12 protein-coding genes are annotated in these 18,049 nt (G+C 43.1%); 10 read left to right on the forward strand and 2 right to left on the reverse strand.

Annotated elements, in window-relative coordinates; genetic code table 11:
- Positions 1-130: 130 nt before the first annotated feature.
- Positions 131-346: a hypothetical protein gene (locus tag AB3N61_RS04685; RefSeq protein WP_367898604.1), complete on the reverse strand. Its 216-nt coding sequence runs from the start codon at positions 344-346 to the stop codon at positions 131-133.
- A gap of 667 nt (positions 347-1,013) precedes the next feature.
- Between AB3N61_RS04685 and AB3N61_RS04690 the strand changes: the two genes are divergently transcribed.
- The 6 genes from AB3N61_RS04690 (at position 1,014) to AB3N61_RS04715 (ending at position 9,812) form a co-directional block, all read left to right on the forward strand.
- The gene (locus tag AB3N61_RS04690) at positions 1,014-1,211 is read left to right on the forward strand and encodes a hypothetical protein (protein ID WP_020771387.1); all 198 of its coding nucleotides are present in this window, start codon (positions 1,014-1,016) and stop codon (positions 1,209-1,211) included.
- Positions 1,212-1,334: 123 nt separating this feature from the next.
- Positions 1,335-2,813: a flagellar hook-length control protein FliK gene (locus AB3N61_RS04695; RefSeq protein WP_367898605.1), complete on the forward strand. Its 1,479-nt coding sequence runs from the start codon at positions 1,335-1,337 to the stop codon at positions 2,811-2,813.
- Positions 2,814-2,823: 10 nt separating this feature from the next.
- Positions 2,824-3,558 (forward strand): flagellar hook capping FlgD N-terminal domain-containing protein, encoded by a 735-nt coding sequence (locus AB3N61_RS04700; RefSeq protein ID WP_020771462.1) that lies wholly within the window; start codon positions 2,824-2,826, stop codon positions 3,556-3,558.
- A 30-nt stretch (positions 3,559-3,588) separates the two neighbouring features.
- On the forward strand, positions 3,589-4,983 hold the full coding sequence (gene flgE / locus AB3N61_RS04705) for a flagellar hook protein FlgE (protein WP_008595159.1): 1,395 nt from the start codon (positions 3,589-3,591) through the stop codon (positions 4,981-4,983).
- A 290-nt stretch (positions 4,984-5,273) separates the two neighbouring features.
- The gene (locus AB3N61_RS04710; protein ID WP_367898606.1) at positions 5,274-7,628 is read left to right on the forward strand and encodes a patatin-like phospholipase family protein; all 2,355 of its coding nucleotides are present in this window, start codon (positions 5,274-5,276) and stop codon (positions 7,626-7,628) included.
- Positions 7,629-7,829: 201 nt separating this feature from the next.
- A complete protein-coding gene (locus tag AB3N61_RS04715; protein WP_020771139.1) occupies positions 7,830-9,812 on the forward strand; it encodes an HD family phosphohydrolase in 1,983 nt (660 codons plus the stop codon).
- 2 nt (positions 9,813-9,814) lie between these two features.
- On the opposite strand, the gene murD is transcribed toward AB3N61_RS04715, so the two are convergent.
- Positions 9,815-11,164 carry a UDP-N-acetylmuramoyl-L-alanine--D-glutamate ligase gene (murD, locus tag AB3N61_RS04720; RefSeq protein WP_367898607.1) on the reverse strand — a complete coding sequence of 450 codons (1,350 nt, stop codon included), beginning with the start codon at positions 11,162-11,164 and terminating at the stop codon, positions 9,815-9,817.
- A 73-nt stretch (positions 11,165-11,237) separates the two neighbouring features.
- Between murD and AB3N61_RS04725 the strand changes: the two genes are divergently transcribed.
- From AB3N61_RS04725 to AB3N61_RS04740, 4 genes are all read left to right on the forward strand, one after another.
- Positions 11,238-11,576: an STAS domain-containing protein gene (locus AB3N61_RS04725; protein WP_036090879.1), complete on the forward strand. Its 339-nt coding sequence runs from the start codon at positions 11,238-11,240 to the stop codon at positions 11,574-11,576.
- 3 nt (positions 11,577-11,579) lie between these two features.
- Positions 11,580-12,332: an indole-3-glycerol-phosphate synthase gene (locus AB3N61_RS04730; RefSeq protein ID WP_367898608.1), complete on the forward strand. Its 753-nt coding sequence runs from the start codon at positions 11,580-11,582 to the stop codon at positions 12,330-12,332.
- 553 nt (positions 12,333-12,885) lie between these two features.
- Complete coding sequence (locus tag AB3N61_RS04735) at positions 12,886-13,956, forward strand: TMEM43 family protein (RefSeq protein WP_367898609.1); 1,071 nt, start codon at positions 12,886-12,888, stop codon at positions 13,954-13,956.
- A gap of 426 nt (positions 13,957-14,382) precedes the next feature.
- Positions 14,383-18,030, forward strand: a complete 3,648-nt coding sequence (locus AB3N61_RS04740; RefSeq protein ID WP_412758387.1) for a hypothetical protein — start codon at positions 14,383-14,385, stop codon at positions 18,028-18,030.
- The last annotated feature ends 19 nt before the right edge of the window (positions 18,031-18,049 follow it).

Raw genomic sequence — 18,049 nt, forward strand, 5'->3', positions numbered from 1 at the left:
TAATCAATGATAGGATGAGTGGTAGCGGAGCAACATCCTGGAGAGTCATTAGGAAAGGGGGCGGATAAATAGACTCCGATTATCAAGATCATCCCTAATGATAGAAAAAATTTGGATGGAAGTTTGGGGCTCATATACTGGAGTAAACTCCTTTTAATTTATTCTCACAATGATCTATTGAAGAGTTTCCATCCCAAGAAACATTATAATAGTATTTTAATCTAAAAAGAGTCGTTTCCTTTAATAAGGAACATTCTGCCGATTTTCCAGTCAGATCACACCGAAAATTGGATTTATAAATCCCTCCTTGAGAATCGCATATGTTTGCATGAACCGATTCAAACATTGCTCCACGGAAATCTATACAATCGTTTTGTAATGTACACGATCCGGAAAAGGGAGGTGTCGGTGGAAAAAGGATTGTGACAAGCAGTTGGGTGAGCGGGTCCGCCGCGGGGGTGCAAGGCAAAGGACATTCACAACCATTCGCAAAGAATAGCCCAAATAAAAATATTATGGCTTTCGAATATAATTTCTCTCGGTTTATCATGTTTATCAAAAAAACAAGTTTAACGTTAGTTGTTTTTATGTAGCGAACAAGATATTTTTTAATGGGACCCTTTCTTTTCATATATCTGTAATAGAACCTCAGGTTTTGTTTATACAAACGGGATAAAAGTGTAAGCGATCCTTTAGTATTCGTTTCTCATGCAAAGCTGCCAAGATAAGAAGAGTCTTTTGCTTAACTTCTCCAAATATCCTCTATTCTTCGTGCCTTTGCGTTATAACGTTTCCGCGGCAGCGATGCGTAGATCTTTAGTCCGGGCGAAGCCCGGATGAGCGCGAATGCGCGAAATCGAAGCAGCGCGACCGAGCAAAGCGAGTGGGCCGCCCAGGCCTTTTCCTTTATTTTGCTAATGTATGTTGTATTGTTAGGAATTGTCAATAATGAGTCTCAAAATCAATTTGACAATTCCTAACGAAAAAAGAACCTTTTCGGAAAGAGGATATCTATGGAAGAATACTGCCGCCCGATCCGGATCTCAGAAAGAAGCTATTTCGTCGTGGATCTATGCGCCAATTGCGGACATGTGCACTTACACTTTGAGAACGGTTCCCTGAAAATGGATCTTCATAAGTTGGAAGACTTGTACAAAACCGTTCAGGATGCTCACGCATGGATCTTGGAAGAACTTGCTGGGTATAATTGAGGCCAGGAGTTCCTACCCCGCTTTCGCTCAATACGACATAATCCGATAAAGGAAGAAGATAATCTTATAATTCTATCAAGGAAATCTCTGATCTTACGATCCTTATACTGCAAGGGGCGTGCTATGCAGATCAGAACGGAAGGGCCAGGCAGAGAAGAGGGATATTCATCGGCGGAGCCAAGAGTATCTAACGTTTCCGAAAAAACTTCCGCTCCTTCCGTAAGTTTTATGGATCTGATGAAGTCCATCCAACTTCGCTCCCAGAAGGTTTTGGAAGAAGGGCAAAAGTCCGAGATCAAAGAAGAAAGACCTTCCGAAGTGGAAGAGTCCAAAGAGCCTGAATTATTCATAAGATCCGAAGAAGAAGCAGAAGAGGCCAACTCTGCCGAAGAAGAAGAGAATGAAAAATTAATTCGTCTTTCTGATAGAAAGGTCCAAAAGGCAGAACGGGAAGAAAGCGATTCGGAACTGGAAGATGAGGTCGACTCCGAACTCGGCTCCGAAGAATTAGATTCTCCATTTATCACACAGATGAGTGTGTTTTTGGCGGGACTTGAGGCAAAAAAAGAGAAAGAAGTTTCGAGCGCGGCAAACCAAGAAGAATCCGTATCCTTTAAAAAGATCCAAAAACATATAAAGGAAGAAGCTCCTAAGGCGGAACAAAAAGAAGAAGCGGGAAATGTTTCCGTTCTAAAATCCAGTCAACCGGAAGAGAAACGTTCTATTAAAGAAACCAAAAAAACTCCGGAAAAAGAAAGTCTGGATGAAGGTTCAAAAAGTTTGGAAGAAGCGCGTAAATTCTCCAAACCTGCAAACGAAGAAAAGATACTAACCGTATTAAAAGATTCTCATAAAGAAAATTTCATTCCCGAGTCGGAAAACTGGAAGATCACGAGAGAGAAAAAACAGGAAACTCTTTCTATGGTTTCCAAAAACCAAGCAGCGAAAGCGGCTCAAGTAGAAGAAGCTTCCAAATCGGATACTTCCGGGAAAGGTTCTCAGAACCAGGACTTCTCCCAAAGAAATGGGAACGAGACCACATTCACTTTGTTAAAAGCGGGTCTCGGGATAGCAGAAAAAAACCAAGAAGTTACCGGACAAAATTCTAAAACATCCAAATCGAATCCAGGAACGTCCATGGATCGTTCTCAGATGAAGGAAAATTTCCAAAGACTAGTTCAATCGGCAAAATTGAATATAGTCGAGAACGGAAGATCGGAAGCCACTCTAAGATTGAATCCGAGAGAATTAGGAAGAGTTTCCTTACGTATTACAGTGGAAGACGATAAGGTCCAGGGTAAAATTTTAGTAGAGTCGGATCAGGTGAGAAAATTATTCGCCGGTGATCTGGAACAACTTCGAAAAGATTTTAAAGAACAAGGATTGGATCTTCAGTCATTGATCGTAGAGTCCGAGGATTCCTTACGTATGAGTTGGGATGGGCAGGATTCTTCCCGTTTTTTTGACCAAGAAGGTTGGAGTTTTGAAACTTCCGGTTTTTCGAATTCTTCCGATTTGGAAGAAGTTCCCGAAATGGACTCTATCGAAAATACGGAATTTGCCGAAAAGAATACTGATAAACGCTTAAACATCTTGGTTTAAGGAGAGGATCATGCCGGAAACAAACGCGGTTTCTAACGAAGCTACACGTAGCCGTTATCTCGAAGGAGACAGAAGTTACGATTTAAGGAAGCATTTCGATAAATTGGAGAAGGAAGAAAAAAGCGGTCTCCAAGGGATCGAGATACGTTCCACCGCGAAAGCATTAGGAAAAGATGATTTTCTAAAACTATTGATCACTCAACTTTCTTCTCAAGACCCTACAAACCCGGTTAAAGACCAAGACTTTATCGCGCAAATGGCTCAGTTCTCCTCCTTGGAGCAGATGAATAATATCTCCCAAGGGATCGGTAAGATGACCAATCGCCAAAGTTTCTCCCTGGTAGGTAAGATCGTATCCGGTCCTGATTTTGTGACCGGAGAGAATGTGGTGGGGACCGCAGGCGCATTGTTCTTCGACGGAGAAGGTAAATCTTTTGTGAGAGTAAACGGTAGAACCGTAGAGATAGATGCGATCACTTTGATCACAGATCCCGCGATCATCAACCAACAAGAAGGACAAACAGGAGCACCTGCTCCGAAAGCTGCGACTCCTTCCGGTTCAGCGGGGGCTTCTCCGAGTGCCGTCGTTGGAACTCCAACAACGCAACCGCAGCAAGGTCAACAATTTCAAGAAACATTACAAAATCAGAATATGGGTCCTTCCCAAGATCCCGATTTTGAAAAAACAAGTTCCGGGGCTCCAGGCTGGAGTTTTCCCGGAAAACCGAACGACAGCAATTATTAATTAAATAGAAAATTTCGAGGTATAAGCGCCATGATGAGATCCCTTTATTCAGGAGTTTCCGGTTTAAAAAACCACCAAGTGCGGATGGACGTGATCGGTAACAATATTTCCAACGTGAACACCCACGGTTTTAAAACGGAACGTGTCACTTTCCAAGACATGATCTCCCAAGAGTTGAGAGGTGCTTCCGAGCCGAAGGAAAACATAGGAGGGGTAAACCCGCAACAAGTAGGTCTCGGAGCATTGATCGCTGCGATCGACAAGATCATGACCCAAGGCGCTTTACAAACCACCGGTAAGAATACCGACGTTGCGATTTCCGGAGAAGGTTTTTTTATCGTAAAAGACGGAGACAAACAGTTCTACACCAGAGCGGGCGCATTCAACTTAGATAAGAACGGTTATTATGTAAACCCGGCGAACGGTTTGAAGGTCCAAGGGTGGAATTCCCGCTTGGATGAAAAAGGGAATAAGTATATCAACTCTTCCGCTTCCATCGAAGATATTATCATTCCGGTATATTCTAAAGAGCCTGCAAGAGCAACTTCCAAAGTGGATTTCAGATCCAACTTGAATTCATCCGTGCAAGCCGTTCCGCCTGACGCTACCCAAGAAGAGATCACGGCTATGATCAATGATCCGGATCCGAAGGCGAGAAGAGGACACGTGACTACTATCAAAGTTTTTGACGACCAAGGTGCCGAAAGAGAATTCAAAATGGAATTCTACAAAGTGCGTGAAAACACTTGGAAAGCAAGGACGTCCTTAACGGATTCCACTCAACTTTCCGTAGATGTGGCTGCCACCGGCGGACAGAATACTCAAATGCCCGGACTCACCGAGCTTGAGTTCGGATTCACTCCGGATGGTAAGATCGTTTATGTTTCCGACGGAACCGATGTGATGAACACAGGAAAACTAAGTGCAAAAGTTTCCTTTAAACTTCCCGGAAATCCCCAAGTCCAAAGTTTCGACCTGGCTCTAGGCGAGGCTGGAATGGTGGACGGGATCACCCAGTTCTCTTCCGATTTCACAACTAAAGCTGTGAAACAAGACGGATATACAATGGGATATCTGGAGTCCTTCTCCATCGATAATTCCGGAACCGTTACCGGTGTTTATTCCAACGGGATCAAACAACCCTTAGCAAGGATTGCGACTGCGGTATTTAATAACCCGGCCGGTTTGGATAAAGCGGGAGATACAATGTTCGCATTTTCCAATAACTCCGGAGAGCCGATGATCGGCGAAGCAGGTATCGCCGGTAGAGGGAAGATTAACGCAGGTCTATTAGAAATGTCGAATGTGGATCTTTCCGATCAGTTTACCGATATGATCGTAACTCAGAGGGGTTTCCAAGCTAACTCCAGAACGATCACTACCACAGACCAAATGTTACAGGAAGTCCTGGGTCTGAAACGTTAATCGTTAGATTAGATCTCCTATTCATTTTGTTTGCGCCCGTGGGATTTTTTCCTTCGGGCGTTTTTCTTATATAGTCGCGCAGAAACAAGGCGATAGAAGTAGAATTCACCCGGTGGTTCGCACGGAGTTCACAGAGAAAATAACAAATAGATTACTCTGTGATCTTTGTGCGCTCAGTGCGAAATAATTCTCCCTATCGAATTCGAAGCGAAAATCGATATTATTTCAGATTGCAGTCTATATACTTTTTTTTCAGTCTGTTTTTTTAATATATACCAGAGACTAAAACAGTGAGAGAAAAAAAGAAAAAGACCGGCTTTAAAAAAGGATCTGAAGAAAGAGACGGTTGGTTTGGATTTATTTTTTTATCCAATCGGGAAATGTTCCTGGATTGGACCCCGGAGGAAACAGGATCTTTCACTCGACTTTTTGAATATAGATCCGTAAACGCCGGTACTATTCTCATATCACCCGAAAAAACCTCGGAATGGTTTTATTTTCTTTTGGAAGGAAAGTGCGAAGAATTTACGAACGCTTCTTCCGGAGAAGAGTTGATGATACGAAGTCTGGTGCCCGGCTCTCATTTCGGGGAGGCAGGATTTTTTCATTGGAAAGAAGGGAAATTCGGTATAAGAGCGGAAACGGACTCCAAACTTTTGAGGATCAGTTCTAAAAATTGGAATAAGTGGGAATCCGAACATTCGGAAACTTCCAAACGTTGGAAGGAAAGATTAGAGACTAAAAGATTTTTCAGAATGGCTTCCTATGAGCCTAGTCAAAAGGAAATTTTAGGATTTATTTCCAATCTGGAATTACTCTTTCATGTGGACCGCAAAAAAATCGGAGAGTTGACTCCGTATTTGAGATGGTTGTATGTTCCAGGTGGGGAAAGGTTGATGCTCCAAGGAGAACCTGGAAATTCACTTTTTATCATTTTATCGGGAAGGTTCAGATATACCGTTTCGGACGATCAAGGAAATATTACGGGAGAAGGGGAATTCGCCAAAGGCGATATCATCGGGGAGATGTCTTTGTTAACGGGAGAACCTCGCTCTGCTTCGGTTTATGCCGTACGTTCCTCTCAGGTGATCCAAATTTCACGTAACGGATTCCGAAAATTTATCTCCGAATCTCCCGAAGCTTTATTCCATGTGACTGAAACGATTGCCAGGAGATTGGGAAATCGGAATAAAGAATCCTCTCGATTCGGAAGAAAAGTACATACGATCGCACTGGTGCCTGTGACGGAAGGATTTCCTCTCCGTGATTTTTCCAATGAACTTTCCAAATCCTTAAAGTCCTTCGGCTCTACATTATCTGTAAACGAGGATAAACTTTCCAAATTCCTGAAGGAGAAAAAAATACATCATAAAAATGGAATACGATTCGGGATACCGGACCTTCTCTCCTGGTTTGGAGGATTGGAAAAAGAATACGACAATGTGGTTTTTGAAGTAGAACCCACAGGAGATCCGCTTTGGGCGGAGACTAGCCTGAGACAGGCGGACCGAATTCTTCTTCTAGCCGAAACTGGGCGCCCAATATTGGAAAATTCCTATTCTTGGAACCTGATCCAAGGAGGAAGTCTCGGCGAAACCATGAAAGAGTCCGTAATATACTTGGAGGATTCTTATACTCGTTGGGAAGAATTAGAAAACATTCTTCATGAATTACCCGGACAAAAACTTATAATGAGAAAGAACAGGGCAGGTGAATTCGATCGTATTGCAAGAAGATTGGAAAGTAGATCGGTAGGAATCGCACTTTCGGGCGGAGGGGCAAAAGGGTTCGCTCATTTGGGATTACTTAAATCCCTGAGCGAGGCTGGGATCCCGATAGATCTGATCGGAGGAACAAGCGCCGGATCCATTATGGCGGGATTATTTGCCATGGGTTATGAGTTCGAGGAATCTCTCCGTTTGATTAAAGAGGTCTGGATAGAGGCAAAACTGACCAGAGATTATACTCTTCCGTTTGTCTCCATTTTAAGAGGAGTGAAATATTCCAAGGCGATCAAAGAATTTTTCGGAAATAGAAAAATAGAAACATTATGGATTCCCTTTTTGGCGGTAGCCTGCGATCTAACAAATTCAAAACCGAAAGTGTTCGAACAAGGAGAGGTATGGAAGGCAATCCGAGCCAGTACTTCCATACCCGGGATCTTTCCTCCATTTTATAACGAAGGAGCTTTGTATGTGGACGGAGGACTTTGGGATAATCTTCCCGGTTCTCTGGTGAGAAGAAAAGGAGCGGACGTATTGATCTCGGTAGATTTAGGTGCAGGATCCCAACCGAACAAGGACCAAACCTATGGATTATTAGTTGAGTCCAGATTTCCGGGAGAAGGACCCTCCGCTCTGAAACTTTTGGGAAACCAATTTATGAAAAAGGAAGATAGATATTCATTCCCTCATATAGGCGAGCTGTTCATGAGGTCCATGTTATTGTCCAGCCGAAACAATCTTTTAAAAACGAAAGAAACTTCCGATATATTCGTGGAGTTGCCTGTTCGGGATTTTTCCACCTTCGATTGGGATGAATACGAAAGATTGTATGAGATAGGCTATGAACATTCTCAAAAATTTGTAAAGGATTGGGGAAAGATCATTAAGGACAAAGTATATTCCGAAAGGAAAAAAAATTAGATCGATCTATTGCAGGATCCTTAAATTAAAATATGACCATATGATAAAATTCGACTTTAGATCCGTCTTATGGATGAGCTATGAGGTTTGGTCTTTTTTTGTTTAAGCCAAACGGCCGTTTTTCGAAGGATATCCAAGGCCAAAACTTGGAAAAAACTCCTTTTCACGATTCTAAAAGAAGCTTAGGATGGGTTAATCGGGATGGAATCCAAGTTTAAGCAATATATCGTGACGGATTCCGCTACACTTGCGGGGAGACTTTCCATCCTCCGCAATAAGACCCAGCTAGAACTGATCGATCTAAAGGATTTTTTCGGGTCCTCGGACATCAGGGATACTCCGCAATTCGTAAACATTCTATTTTATATCTCTTCCGAAACCTTAGAATCCGAACATAGTAAGATCAGAGAGCAGCTTAGAATGAATCCTCTGATACTCGCCAGATTCATTTTAAATGCAGACCTAAGCTACGAAGGATACAAGAATACCGAGATCGAAGACGATCTGATTTTTGGGATCTTGCCTGAGATCACTTCGGATCTCCACCTTTCAAAAACTTTCGCTAACGGCTTTTTACATTTGCATATGATCACGGATCAGTTCGATCTATTACATAAGATCAACACCGCAAAATACGAGATCAACCGACTGACCAGGATCGGTATCAGTCTGGCAAACGAAAAGGACTTTGATAAACTTTTAAGAGAGATATTGTACAGTGCAAGGGAGATCTGTAATGCCGACTCCGGTTCCTTGTATCTAGTCGAACAGGACGATATAGGATTCGTTCGGAATTTACGTTTTAAAATTTCGGCATTGAGTATAGATACGGAAGAGTTCATTCTTCCCATCAATAAGTCCAGTATTGCGGGTTATGTTGCGGAAACCGGAAAAGTGCTGAACATCCAAGATGTTTATGATCTGCCGGAAGATGCCGAATTTTCCTTTAATGGGAATTTCGATATATTATCGAATTATCATACTAAATCCATGCTGGTAGTCCCTATGAAAGGCCATAGGGGAGATGTCGTGGGTGTTCTTCAGCTGATCAATCGTAAGAGGAACTTTAACCAAAAATTGACCGTAGACCAGATGAAAGGGGACGAAATCCAACCTTTCGACGATTATTCGGCTCAATTAGTCCTTGGAGTTGCAGGACAGGCGGCTGTCGCCATTCAGAACAATTATTTATTAAGAGAGATTGAAACATTATTCGAAGGATTTGTGACCGCCTCCGTAAACGCGATCGAAGCAAGGGATCCGACCACTAGCGGTCACTCTTTTAGAGTGGCAGTGTTGACCGTCGGGCTTGCGGAAACCTTAGATCGTGTGAGTTTCGGAAAATATAAGGACACAAAGTTTTCCAAGGAACAACTCAAAGAGATCAGATACGCTTCATTACTTCACGATTTCGGAAAAGTAGGAGTAAGAGAAAAGGTTTTGGTGAAAGCCAAAAAATTGGAAGACCTGGAGATCGGATTGATCGACTGGAGATTCCGCTACTTAAAGAAAGATTTCGAATCGAAATTAAACTTAAGAAAAGTGGAATATTTAAAAAAGCACGGGTCAGTCGGATATTCCGACTTTGAAAAAGCTATTGATTTCGAATTTAGCGAAGAATGTAAAAGACTTAACTCTATGTTCCAGATCATCAGCCAGAGCAACGAACCTTCCATTCTGGAAGAGGCAAACTCTCAGTTCTTGGAAGAGATCGCAAAGATGCAGTATATCACTACGGAAGGAGAAAATCTGGATTTAATTTCTCCTTACGAATTCGGATTTTTGACCATCAAAAAAGGTTCTTTGGATTTTGATGAAAGAAAAGAGATCGAATCCCATGTGGAGCATACGTTCCAATTCTTAAGTAAGATCCCTTGGACAAACGATCTAAAAATGGTACCAACCATCGCTCATGCGCACCACGAAAGGTTGAATGGAACCGGATACCCGAGAGGGCTTTCCGGAGAAGATATTCCGGTCCAATCCAGGATCATGACCATCTCCGATATATTCGATGCGTTAACCGACCAAGATCGACCTTATAAAAAAGCGGTCCCGGTGGATAGGGCCTTGGACATTTTGGAAATGGAAGCGAAGGAAAATCATTTGGACGGAGACTTATTAAAAGTATTCATAGAGTCCAAAGTCTGGGAAAAATTAAACCACCAAGGACATATTAAATAAATCTAAGGTTCTTCTCTGGTCCAGTCGGAGACAAGTTTCAAAAAATGTTCTCCTCTTTCCTCAAAATTCTTATACAGATCGAAACTAGCGCAAGCTGGGGAAAATACCACGGAGGAAACTCTTGCCCTACCCGAGCGGACCGCGTTTTTGATCTGAGAAAAACCTTCTTCCAAATTATCCGCTAAGATCAAATGGGAACCTAAAATAGGAGAGATCACGGGGGCCCAGGTTTCTCTCGCCTCTCCGATCAGTAAGACCCAGCCGATACCGGAATTTAAAAATTCTTTCAGAGGTTCCAAGGGTTCGGCTTTAGGTCTTCCTCCCAAGATCAAAAAGGTCGCTTTTTTGTCTTTCCACGTGTTTAAACCCGCAAGCATACTGTGGAGGTTTGTGGACTTGGAATCGTTGATAAAAGAGATCCCGGCCGCTTTACCGGCATATTGGAAACGATGAGGAAGGCCTTTAAACGACCCGATCAGACTTTGGATATGTTCCGGTTTTGCACCGATTGCTTCTGCAGCCAAGATAGAAGCTGCCAGGTTATCCAAATTATGACCTCCGGGCAGAGGGAAGTTCGTAGCATCATAGATCGACTTTGCGGTTTTGATACTTCTTTCTTCTTCCGAGATGATCGCGTCGTTTCCTGCTTCTCTCCCGAAGACTAAAATTTTGCAGGACCATCCCAGATTTCGGATCCTTTCCTGAAAAAGTTTTGAATTCGTTACAAGAGTATGAAGAGGATTGGAATGGTCCACGATCCTTGTCTTGGCTTCGAAATAATTATCCAAACTTTTATGTCTTTCCAAATGATCCGAAGCAAGATTTAATATTACGGATACGTTAAGTTCTAAAGGACCGGAATCTTCCAACTGGTAGCTGGAAAGTTCCAAAACGGAAAGTGGAACCGGTTTAAGACAAAAATCGCTGAAGGCCAAACCGATATTTCCACCCGCAGTCGCTCCCGGAAAATCGGAAGAAACTAAATGTGCAGTGAGAGAAGTGGTTGTGGATTTTCCATCCGTTCCTGTGACGCCGATCAATTTTCCGGAATAAAACGCTCTTGCTAATTCCACTTCGGAAACTACGGGGATTGCGAGAGAATGAGCTTGGGAAATTACGGGATGAGAAGGAGAAATACCCGGGCTTTTTACGATGAGCGTGATCGGAAGAAGGTCCGCTAGAATTACATCCTCGCCGACGAACGTAACATTTAAATCGGGAATAGGATTCGAATTACAAAGAACAGCATTCGCCTGTCTCTCTTTCAAGAGTCGGAGAGCCGCCATGCCGGAAACTCCCCCGCCGAGAACCAGGACTCTTTGGCCTAATAAGGAGGTAGGAAAATTCTTCATCTTGGGGAACTTGGTTGACAGGCTATTTTTCGCATCGAGAATTGTCTCTAATTTATCGCTAGGGTAGGTTCCTTTGCTCGACCATAAGGTACAGGACGGAGTTCTCATAGTTTACCTCAAGGGACGTTTAGACGTTTCTATCGCAAACGAGGTGGAAGAAAATCTGAACGATCTAATCGATAACCAAGGACACACCAAGGTTATTTTAAACATGCAAGACGTGGACTATATGTCTTCCTCCGGATTCAGGGCTTGCATTTCTACGCTCAGGAAATTGAACGCAAAAGAAGGCGGTCTCAAAATTTGCGGGATCAAACCTGCAGTGAAAAGAATTTTCGATGTGATTGAACTTACTTCTCTATTTGATATTCGAGATACGGAAGACGAGGCGCTTCGAACCTTTCGTGCATAACCGATGATGGCATTACATCGGGTTCTCCAAGAGATCGTAGAGGAAAAAAAAAGGGAAATCGAAACCATTCCCGAATATAATCCTTCGCCTTACGCAGGGACGGGGTTATGGCAATCATTACGCTCCCGCAAATTTTCAATCATCTCGGAATGTAAAAAAATGAGTCCTTCTTCCGGGATTATCCGGCAAGAATACGACGCGGTCACTATCGCTAAAACTTACTCCGAATGTGGAGCCACTGCGATCTCCGTTCTTACTGACAAAAAATATTTCGGCGGATCCCTTGAAGACCTAAAGAATGTTTCTTCTCAGGTCAATATACCTATATTAAGAAAAGATTTTATACTAGATACAAAGCAGGTCGCTGAGGCTCGCGAATACGGAGCGGCAGCAATCCTTCTTATCGTTCGTATACTCACACCCGAAAAACTCGCAGAACTTATCAAAGAAGCTAAAAAGTATAATATGGATGTTCTCACGGAGATCCATACGGAAGAAGAAGCGACTATCGCCACAAAGGCGGGTGCAAATATAGTCGGGATCAACACTCGGGATCTGGATGACTTTTCCATTCACCAAGACCTGGTCCCTAAAGTGGCTTCCAAACTTTCTCCCAATATCGTAAAAGTAGGGGAGTCTGGGGTTAAAAGTAAAGCCGATCTGGATGAATTCCGTTCCCATGTGGACGCTGCACTTATCGGTACCTACTTTATGGAAAAACCGGATATTCGCAAGGCTTGGCTGGAATTATTCTGATTCTTCCATACTAATTCCTAGAATATTCAGAAATTAGAATATATTTAAAAAGGTTTGGGCGGCTCTTCGCTTACGCTCTGACCAGGCTACTGCGGGTTCGCGCATTCGCGCTCAGCAATTCAAATGGACGGTTTCATGGAGTTCCAGTTTGTCCGATCAGGACTTTGCTTCACTACGCTCAGCAACGCTTGGCGTTACCCGCTTCCTATGGGGCGCGGAAAATATCCGGCAAAGCCGGACTAGCGCCCTTCGTATCCTTGCCGCGAAGAGTTATCGTATAAGAAGGTCCTTTGAGATAGAAATCAGACGAACGTCTTTGCATGAGAAACGCGGCAGCGATGCGCAGGGAAAGTCCGAAGGACCGAAGCGATAGCGTAGCCCGTAGCAGCGCGACCAGAGCGATAGCGAGTGGGGCCGCCCAAAATTTTTCCAAAACGTTCGTTTGGAGAAAGGATCTTCTCTTTTCGGTTTGGAAAAAAGATATTGCCTACCGAATTGTGTGGAATGTAGAATGCCCTTTCGTCTTTTTTAAGGCCAGTGGGAGGTTTTTTACATGGCGTTTGAAGAAACAGGAGAAAGTACGAGTATATTCGGATCGATCGGCGATTCGTTCAAAGGAATGCTGACCGGGGTTGTATTATTCCCACTTTCCTTATTTTTAATATTTCAAGTGGAAACTTGCGAGCAAGCGAGTGCGGCCCTTAAAGGTGCGGTGCCAGCTGCCCAAGCGAAACCTGGGGTTGCGTCTTACGTTACCGGAAAACTGAGTGCAGATCTATTGGGTGGAGAGTTCGTAAAACCCGGGAAGTATATTTCCTATTCTCAATCTTCCGAGGTATATGCCTGGAAAGAAACCAGCAAAGAGAATTCCACTACGAAAAAAAAAGATTACGATTGTGAATTGGATTGGATCTCTTCTCCTCAAAATCCTAAAAATTTCAAGGATTCCGTATGCAAGTCTAAACCTTTCTACCAAGCGACTGTGGATGATAAACGTTCCGTTGCTTCCGACGCGAAGGTGAAGACCGATGAAGGTAAAACTTACAATATAAATTTGAGCAAGGTGGATCTGACTTCCGCAGTGCCTTCCGTAAATCCCGGATCGGGAGAATTGTCCAAAGGGATAGCCGAAGGTGATTATATCTATTTATCTCAAAAATGTGCAAGCGATCAAACCGAAGGCTGCGAAAGAATCAGTGTATCTCTTGTTCCCGTACCGGATGAAAATATGACTTTCGTGGGTTCCGTAAACGGAAATACAATAGGAGAGTTCACCAGTGAAGAGGGTAATAAATTTTTGAACGCTTCCGTAGGAGATTTTCAGACTACGATGAAGGACATCCAAAGCGACGATAATACGGAAAAGTGGCTTATGAGACTCGGTTGTTTTATTGCTATGTGGGTGAGCTTTAATCTTCTCGCAGGACCGCTACTTTCCCTTTTAAGTTTTGTTCCTCTTGTAGGAGAATTGGGAAAAACCGCTCTATCCATAGTGTTCGGGGTTGTGGCATTTGTGATCACCGCAGTTACCATTCTTCTTGTGAAGTTTTGGTATATCTGGCTGATACTGGGGCTTGCAGCAATCGGTTACGCTATCTACAAAAAGAAAGCGGCGACTGCTTAGGATTCCATATTCAAAATGTAATAGAGAAAAGGCCGAGATTTATCTCGGCCTTTTTTATTTTCCGTAGTCCCTGAAACCACCGATTGTCAATAAAAACTTTCCAAAGCAAACGTGCGTTCACTCTGATAACACATATTAAATCATGCTTTAGAACATGATTTTAAGTGGAAATCCGAGAAAATAAGAGACGTATAAGACAGTTAAAAATAACGTTCGTTCTCTAAAAAACTGCCAAAACTAGTGAAAAAAATCCTTGTCTATACCGTTATAATATGTACCAGTATAGCGATCGATACACGATTCGAACAGTTGATATAAAAAAAGATTGAAGGTTTTTTGGAATTACGGTATATATAGAAGCCGTTCTGGTTCTGAAAAATAACAATTGTTCAAAAAAGCGAACACGGACCCAGAGAGGTTTAAGGGATGAAGATGCGGCCAATAAGGGAATTTGCTGGGGGGAGTAATCGCCTCCTGGATTTTAAGAAAAATATAATTTTCATTTCTCTTATATTATCATTATTCGGTTCCTGTTCTCATGCCGGGACCGATAAAAGCGGGATTTCCCAATTCTCCGATAATACCGACGACTACCAAGGAATTTCTTTATTCAGTTTTTTGAATCCTTACCCAGTGGTGAAGAGCTTTTTCACCAATATGGACCCCGTCGGCTTCAATGAGGCCTTGGGGGATGCACTCTCTCAAGCACCTAGAACGGATAATTTGGGGACAATTCGCGCCTTAGAATCGGCGATGCTGCAGAGTAGAACGAGCGTCCAAACCCTTTCTTTGGGCCTTGCGGACATGATCGAAAAGATACAAACTTCGAATCCTGCCGCGTATTCTTCTATCCAGCCGGTTTTTGAGAAGATCCGCCGTTATAAAAAGCCTGTAGTCCGTAATTTGATGCCTCTTGGCGCAAACCAACTTTTGATAGAATACAATACTAAGACGGCGAATCAGGTTACCACTTCTATCCACGATACAGCTGACCTTCTTGTAGATCCGGATACTGTGGATACTCTTCACGATATAGAAGATTTTCTTTATAAAGGATTACGGAAAAATACTGCGTTCCGAACCGGAGTTGAAAATCTATTAGGTGGATTTTTTGCTCCTTCTCTACTAACGGATCGCACTTTAAAAGAAGGTTTTATCTCTCTTGTTTACGATTTCGGCGAGATGATGTACAAGGCTGCCGGTTTCGAGGATCAAATGACTCCTCAAACCTCATTTAAAAATTTTATAATAAACGCAGAGAACTTTTTTACTGCTAATACTGTTTCTCCTGCTGAGCCTACCGCTAACGAATATTCTACGAACGCAGCGTATAATGCCCCTGGGGGTACTTTAAAACCTGCAGAATTGAGAACGATGCTTCGTGATCTTTTTGAAACGATTAAAGGATTAATTTTCGCCCAGGGAGATGTGACTGTAAACGTTCTGAAAGAGACCGCTAAGAATGCGTATTTACTGGATTTTATGAGGAATTCTTCCGGTTCCAGCCAAACGTTTAAGGATCTTTTGCAGTTGGATGGAGATGGACGAAACCGCCAGACGGATGTGGAAAGCCGTCCGGTTTCCGCGTTAGAAACTTTATTTATTGTTCTTACAATTGCGGATAATTACGGTTTTCGTTGGAATCCGGTAGATTCCGGAAATTCCGGTACAACTCAAGTCGTTAATAACGCTTTAACTGATACCGGCTCCGTAACAACCGGTGGTGAGCTGACATTAGGTGATGCAATGTTCAGTATGGGATCCGTGATCGGGTCCGGTGATTCATTCAATTTTAAGAATATTACCGAATTGAGCCGCACTAGCGGTAAGGTTTTCAGAGATGGTTTGGAATACAGAATAGGTTTCAATACTAGGGTTCTTTCCATTTTAGAAGCTCCTTCTAGAGGGGAGACCCATCCGGTTACGGACACTTCTACCTTGAATGCTGCATTGAACGAGTCTCAATTCGATAAACTGTATAATAAGACAGTTCCCTGGATGTTGGATTGGATCGTCAAGGTTACTTTGGAAGGTTATGGACCATACTATAGTGGAACAGACTCCGGAGGGAATCCGATTGCGCCTAACGGTAATCTTTTACAATACCAACCTAGCTGGAACACATCCAAATATTACGTTCAAATTGATCCAGGTACAGGCGGAGAAAGACGTATTTATTTGGGTGGAGTGGATCAAACTGCTGCGTCTGCGGTATTAACCGACAAGGGATTCTATTCTATTACGGAAACCGTCCCTGCTCCTATCCTAGTAGCAAGTGCGGAGGAAGCATTTTATAAAAATTTACAATGGCTTTTATACGAAAAAAGATTCGTAGCAGTTCTTCCGGTGAGAGCTAAGTTAGCCGCTACAGTTACCTACCAAGAGGCATTATTCATTACTGCGATCGGGAACGGAATCATGGGAATGATGAACTTAAGTCCCAATTGTGGTCCTTTAAAAGACGATTGTACAAACTTTAACGGTTACTGGCACAAGAAGGGGACTCCCATCAAGTCCTTTGATTCTGGAACGCAGGCTGGGCCTTGGGTTGTCCAGGATACAAATTTGCAAGATCTATCCAATGAACCGGGCGATTCCGTTTTCCTAGTAGAAGGCTGGGGATACGGACTCGCTGGTAATGAAGGTTTCCAAGTGACTGCGGTATATTCCGCATTATTCCCTCTTTTGATCCCTGATCCAACCACTGTGTATGGAATGATCCCGCCGGTGATATCCCAAAATGCGGGTGTGATCAAACAGCTTGGATTCTTGGGAACTACTGATACTCCTTCTTCTCAAGTGAACACAAACTGGAATAAGAGGAATCGTCTGACTCCATTTATCGTCGCATTGGCAAAAGCTTTGGGTGATGACGCTAAAATTCCGGCGAACAGAGCATTAGGAAAAAATCCTTATAAGCTATTTACCGGCCTCGCTGAGATCTTCTCTCGACCATACGTTTTTTTTGGACAGGATGAAACGGCGAGAATAGGGGACAATCTGCCTCCAAAGCCAAGCTTTATTCAGGTACGAACGGTAGGGATCGCATCCGGATTGCGAAACCCAGCGGCCACTCCTGTAGAATACAAGGCTTCTAAAAATTACAGGACTTTATTGAGCGTTTTAATCGAAGGGACTTCCACACCTACAAGCACAGATCGTAATCGTATGACGGACGGTCCGTTGGATCTATTAAGTAAAACTGATATTCTTTCGGGACTTATCAAGTTTACCACAAATCTTGGAGATCCCGCTAAAACGGATGCAAGAGACAAGGTGATGGACGGTCTTTCCGGGATCTTAGGCCAAACAAAACTTTGGTCCGAATGCGGCGGCGAGGCGAATTTCCAAACCAATTGTCCGAACCAGTTTGCAATTGATGAAGGAATCGATTGGTTAGTGTATCGTATCGCGGATAAATACGATGATCGCCCTCGTAATGATCTATATGATCCTACCTGGGTGAAAGTGGATGATCTGGTAAGACGGATCCGAGATTACGTTTCCAGATCGTCCGGTTGGTCTTTGGTGAAATCCTTGGATTTCTTATTGGATCTCTTGTTGGATATCCAACTCACCGCTTCCGAAATTACGAATACATTGGATCTTATCTCTTCTCTCTTCTATGTGGGGGATGAAACCGATCCGAACAATTCCACTCTGGATACGAGAACTTATACTCTTTCCGATATTTTGACCACTAGTCTTCCTCCTGTTTTGGATTCTATGGCACCTTACGGAAGGAACTTATACGCTACCGGTTACCAATTGGGTAAACCGGGCAGCTTCTTCAGTTTTTTAGAGAAGAATGCGAACATGTCTTCTCAATACACTGTGGAAGATCTATTCGAAAATACGAAAGTACTTCTGAGATCCGATATGATCCAGACTCCTCTTATGGACAACAGGGCCTTCCTATATTCTGCGGGGACTCTAATCGGATTATTCGGAGATATTTATGAAAGAGGTCGTCGTTTCTCCGGTTCCGACGCCTTCTTCTATGATAATTGGAATGATGGACAACCCACGTCGACGTACTGGGACGATCTGAATGCGATATTCTCACTAAGATGAAAAATAGATATATAACGGG

The organism is Leptospira sp. WS58.C1, from assembly GCF_040833995.1.
GTDB classification, from domain to species: domain Bacteria; phylum Spirochaetota; class Leptospiria; order Leptospirales; family Leptospiraceae; genus Leptospira_B; species Leptospira_B cinconiae.

Coding starts and splice junctions, on each gene's coding strand:
- AB3N61_RS04695 (WP_367898605.1), top strand. CDS start 1,335: ATGCAGATCAGAACGGAAGGGCCAGGCAGAGAAGAGGGATATTCATCG.
- murD (WP_367898607.1), bottom strand. CDS start 11,164: ATGAAGAATTTTCCTACCTCCTTATTAGGCCAAAGAGTCCTGGTTCTC.
- AB3N61_RS04685 (WP_367898604.1), bottom strand. CDS start 346: ATGTTTGAATCGGTTCATGCAAACATATGCGATTCTCAAGGAGGGATT.
- AB3N61_RS04730 (WP_367898608.1), top strand. CDS start 11,580: ATGATGGCATTACATCGGGTTCTCCAAGAGATCGTAGAGGAAAAAAAA.
- AB3N61_RS04740 (WP_412758387.1), top strand. CDS start 14,383: ATGAAGATGCGGCCAATAAGGGAATTTGCTGGGGGGAGTAATCGCCTC.
- AB3N61_RS04715 (WP_020771139.1), top strand. CDS start 7,830: ATGGAATCCAAGTTTAAGCAATATATCGTGACGGATTCCGCTACACTT.
- AB3N61_RS04690 (WP_020771387.1), top strand. CDS start 1,014: ATGGAAGAATACTGCCGCCCGATCCGGATCTCAGAAAGAAGCTATTTC.
- AB3N61_RS04700 (WP_020771462.1), top strand. CDS start 2,824: ATGCCGGAAACAAACGCGGTTTCTAACGAAGCTACACGTAGCCGTTAT.
- AB3N61_RS04735 (WP_367898609.1), top strand. CDS start 12,886: ATGGCGTTTGAAGAAACAGGAGAAAGTACGAGTATATTCGGATCGATC.
- flgE (WP_008595159.1), top strand. CDS start 3,589: ATGATGAGATCCCTTTATTCAGGAGTTTCCGGTTTAAAAAACCACCAA.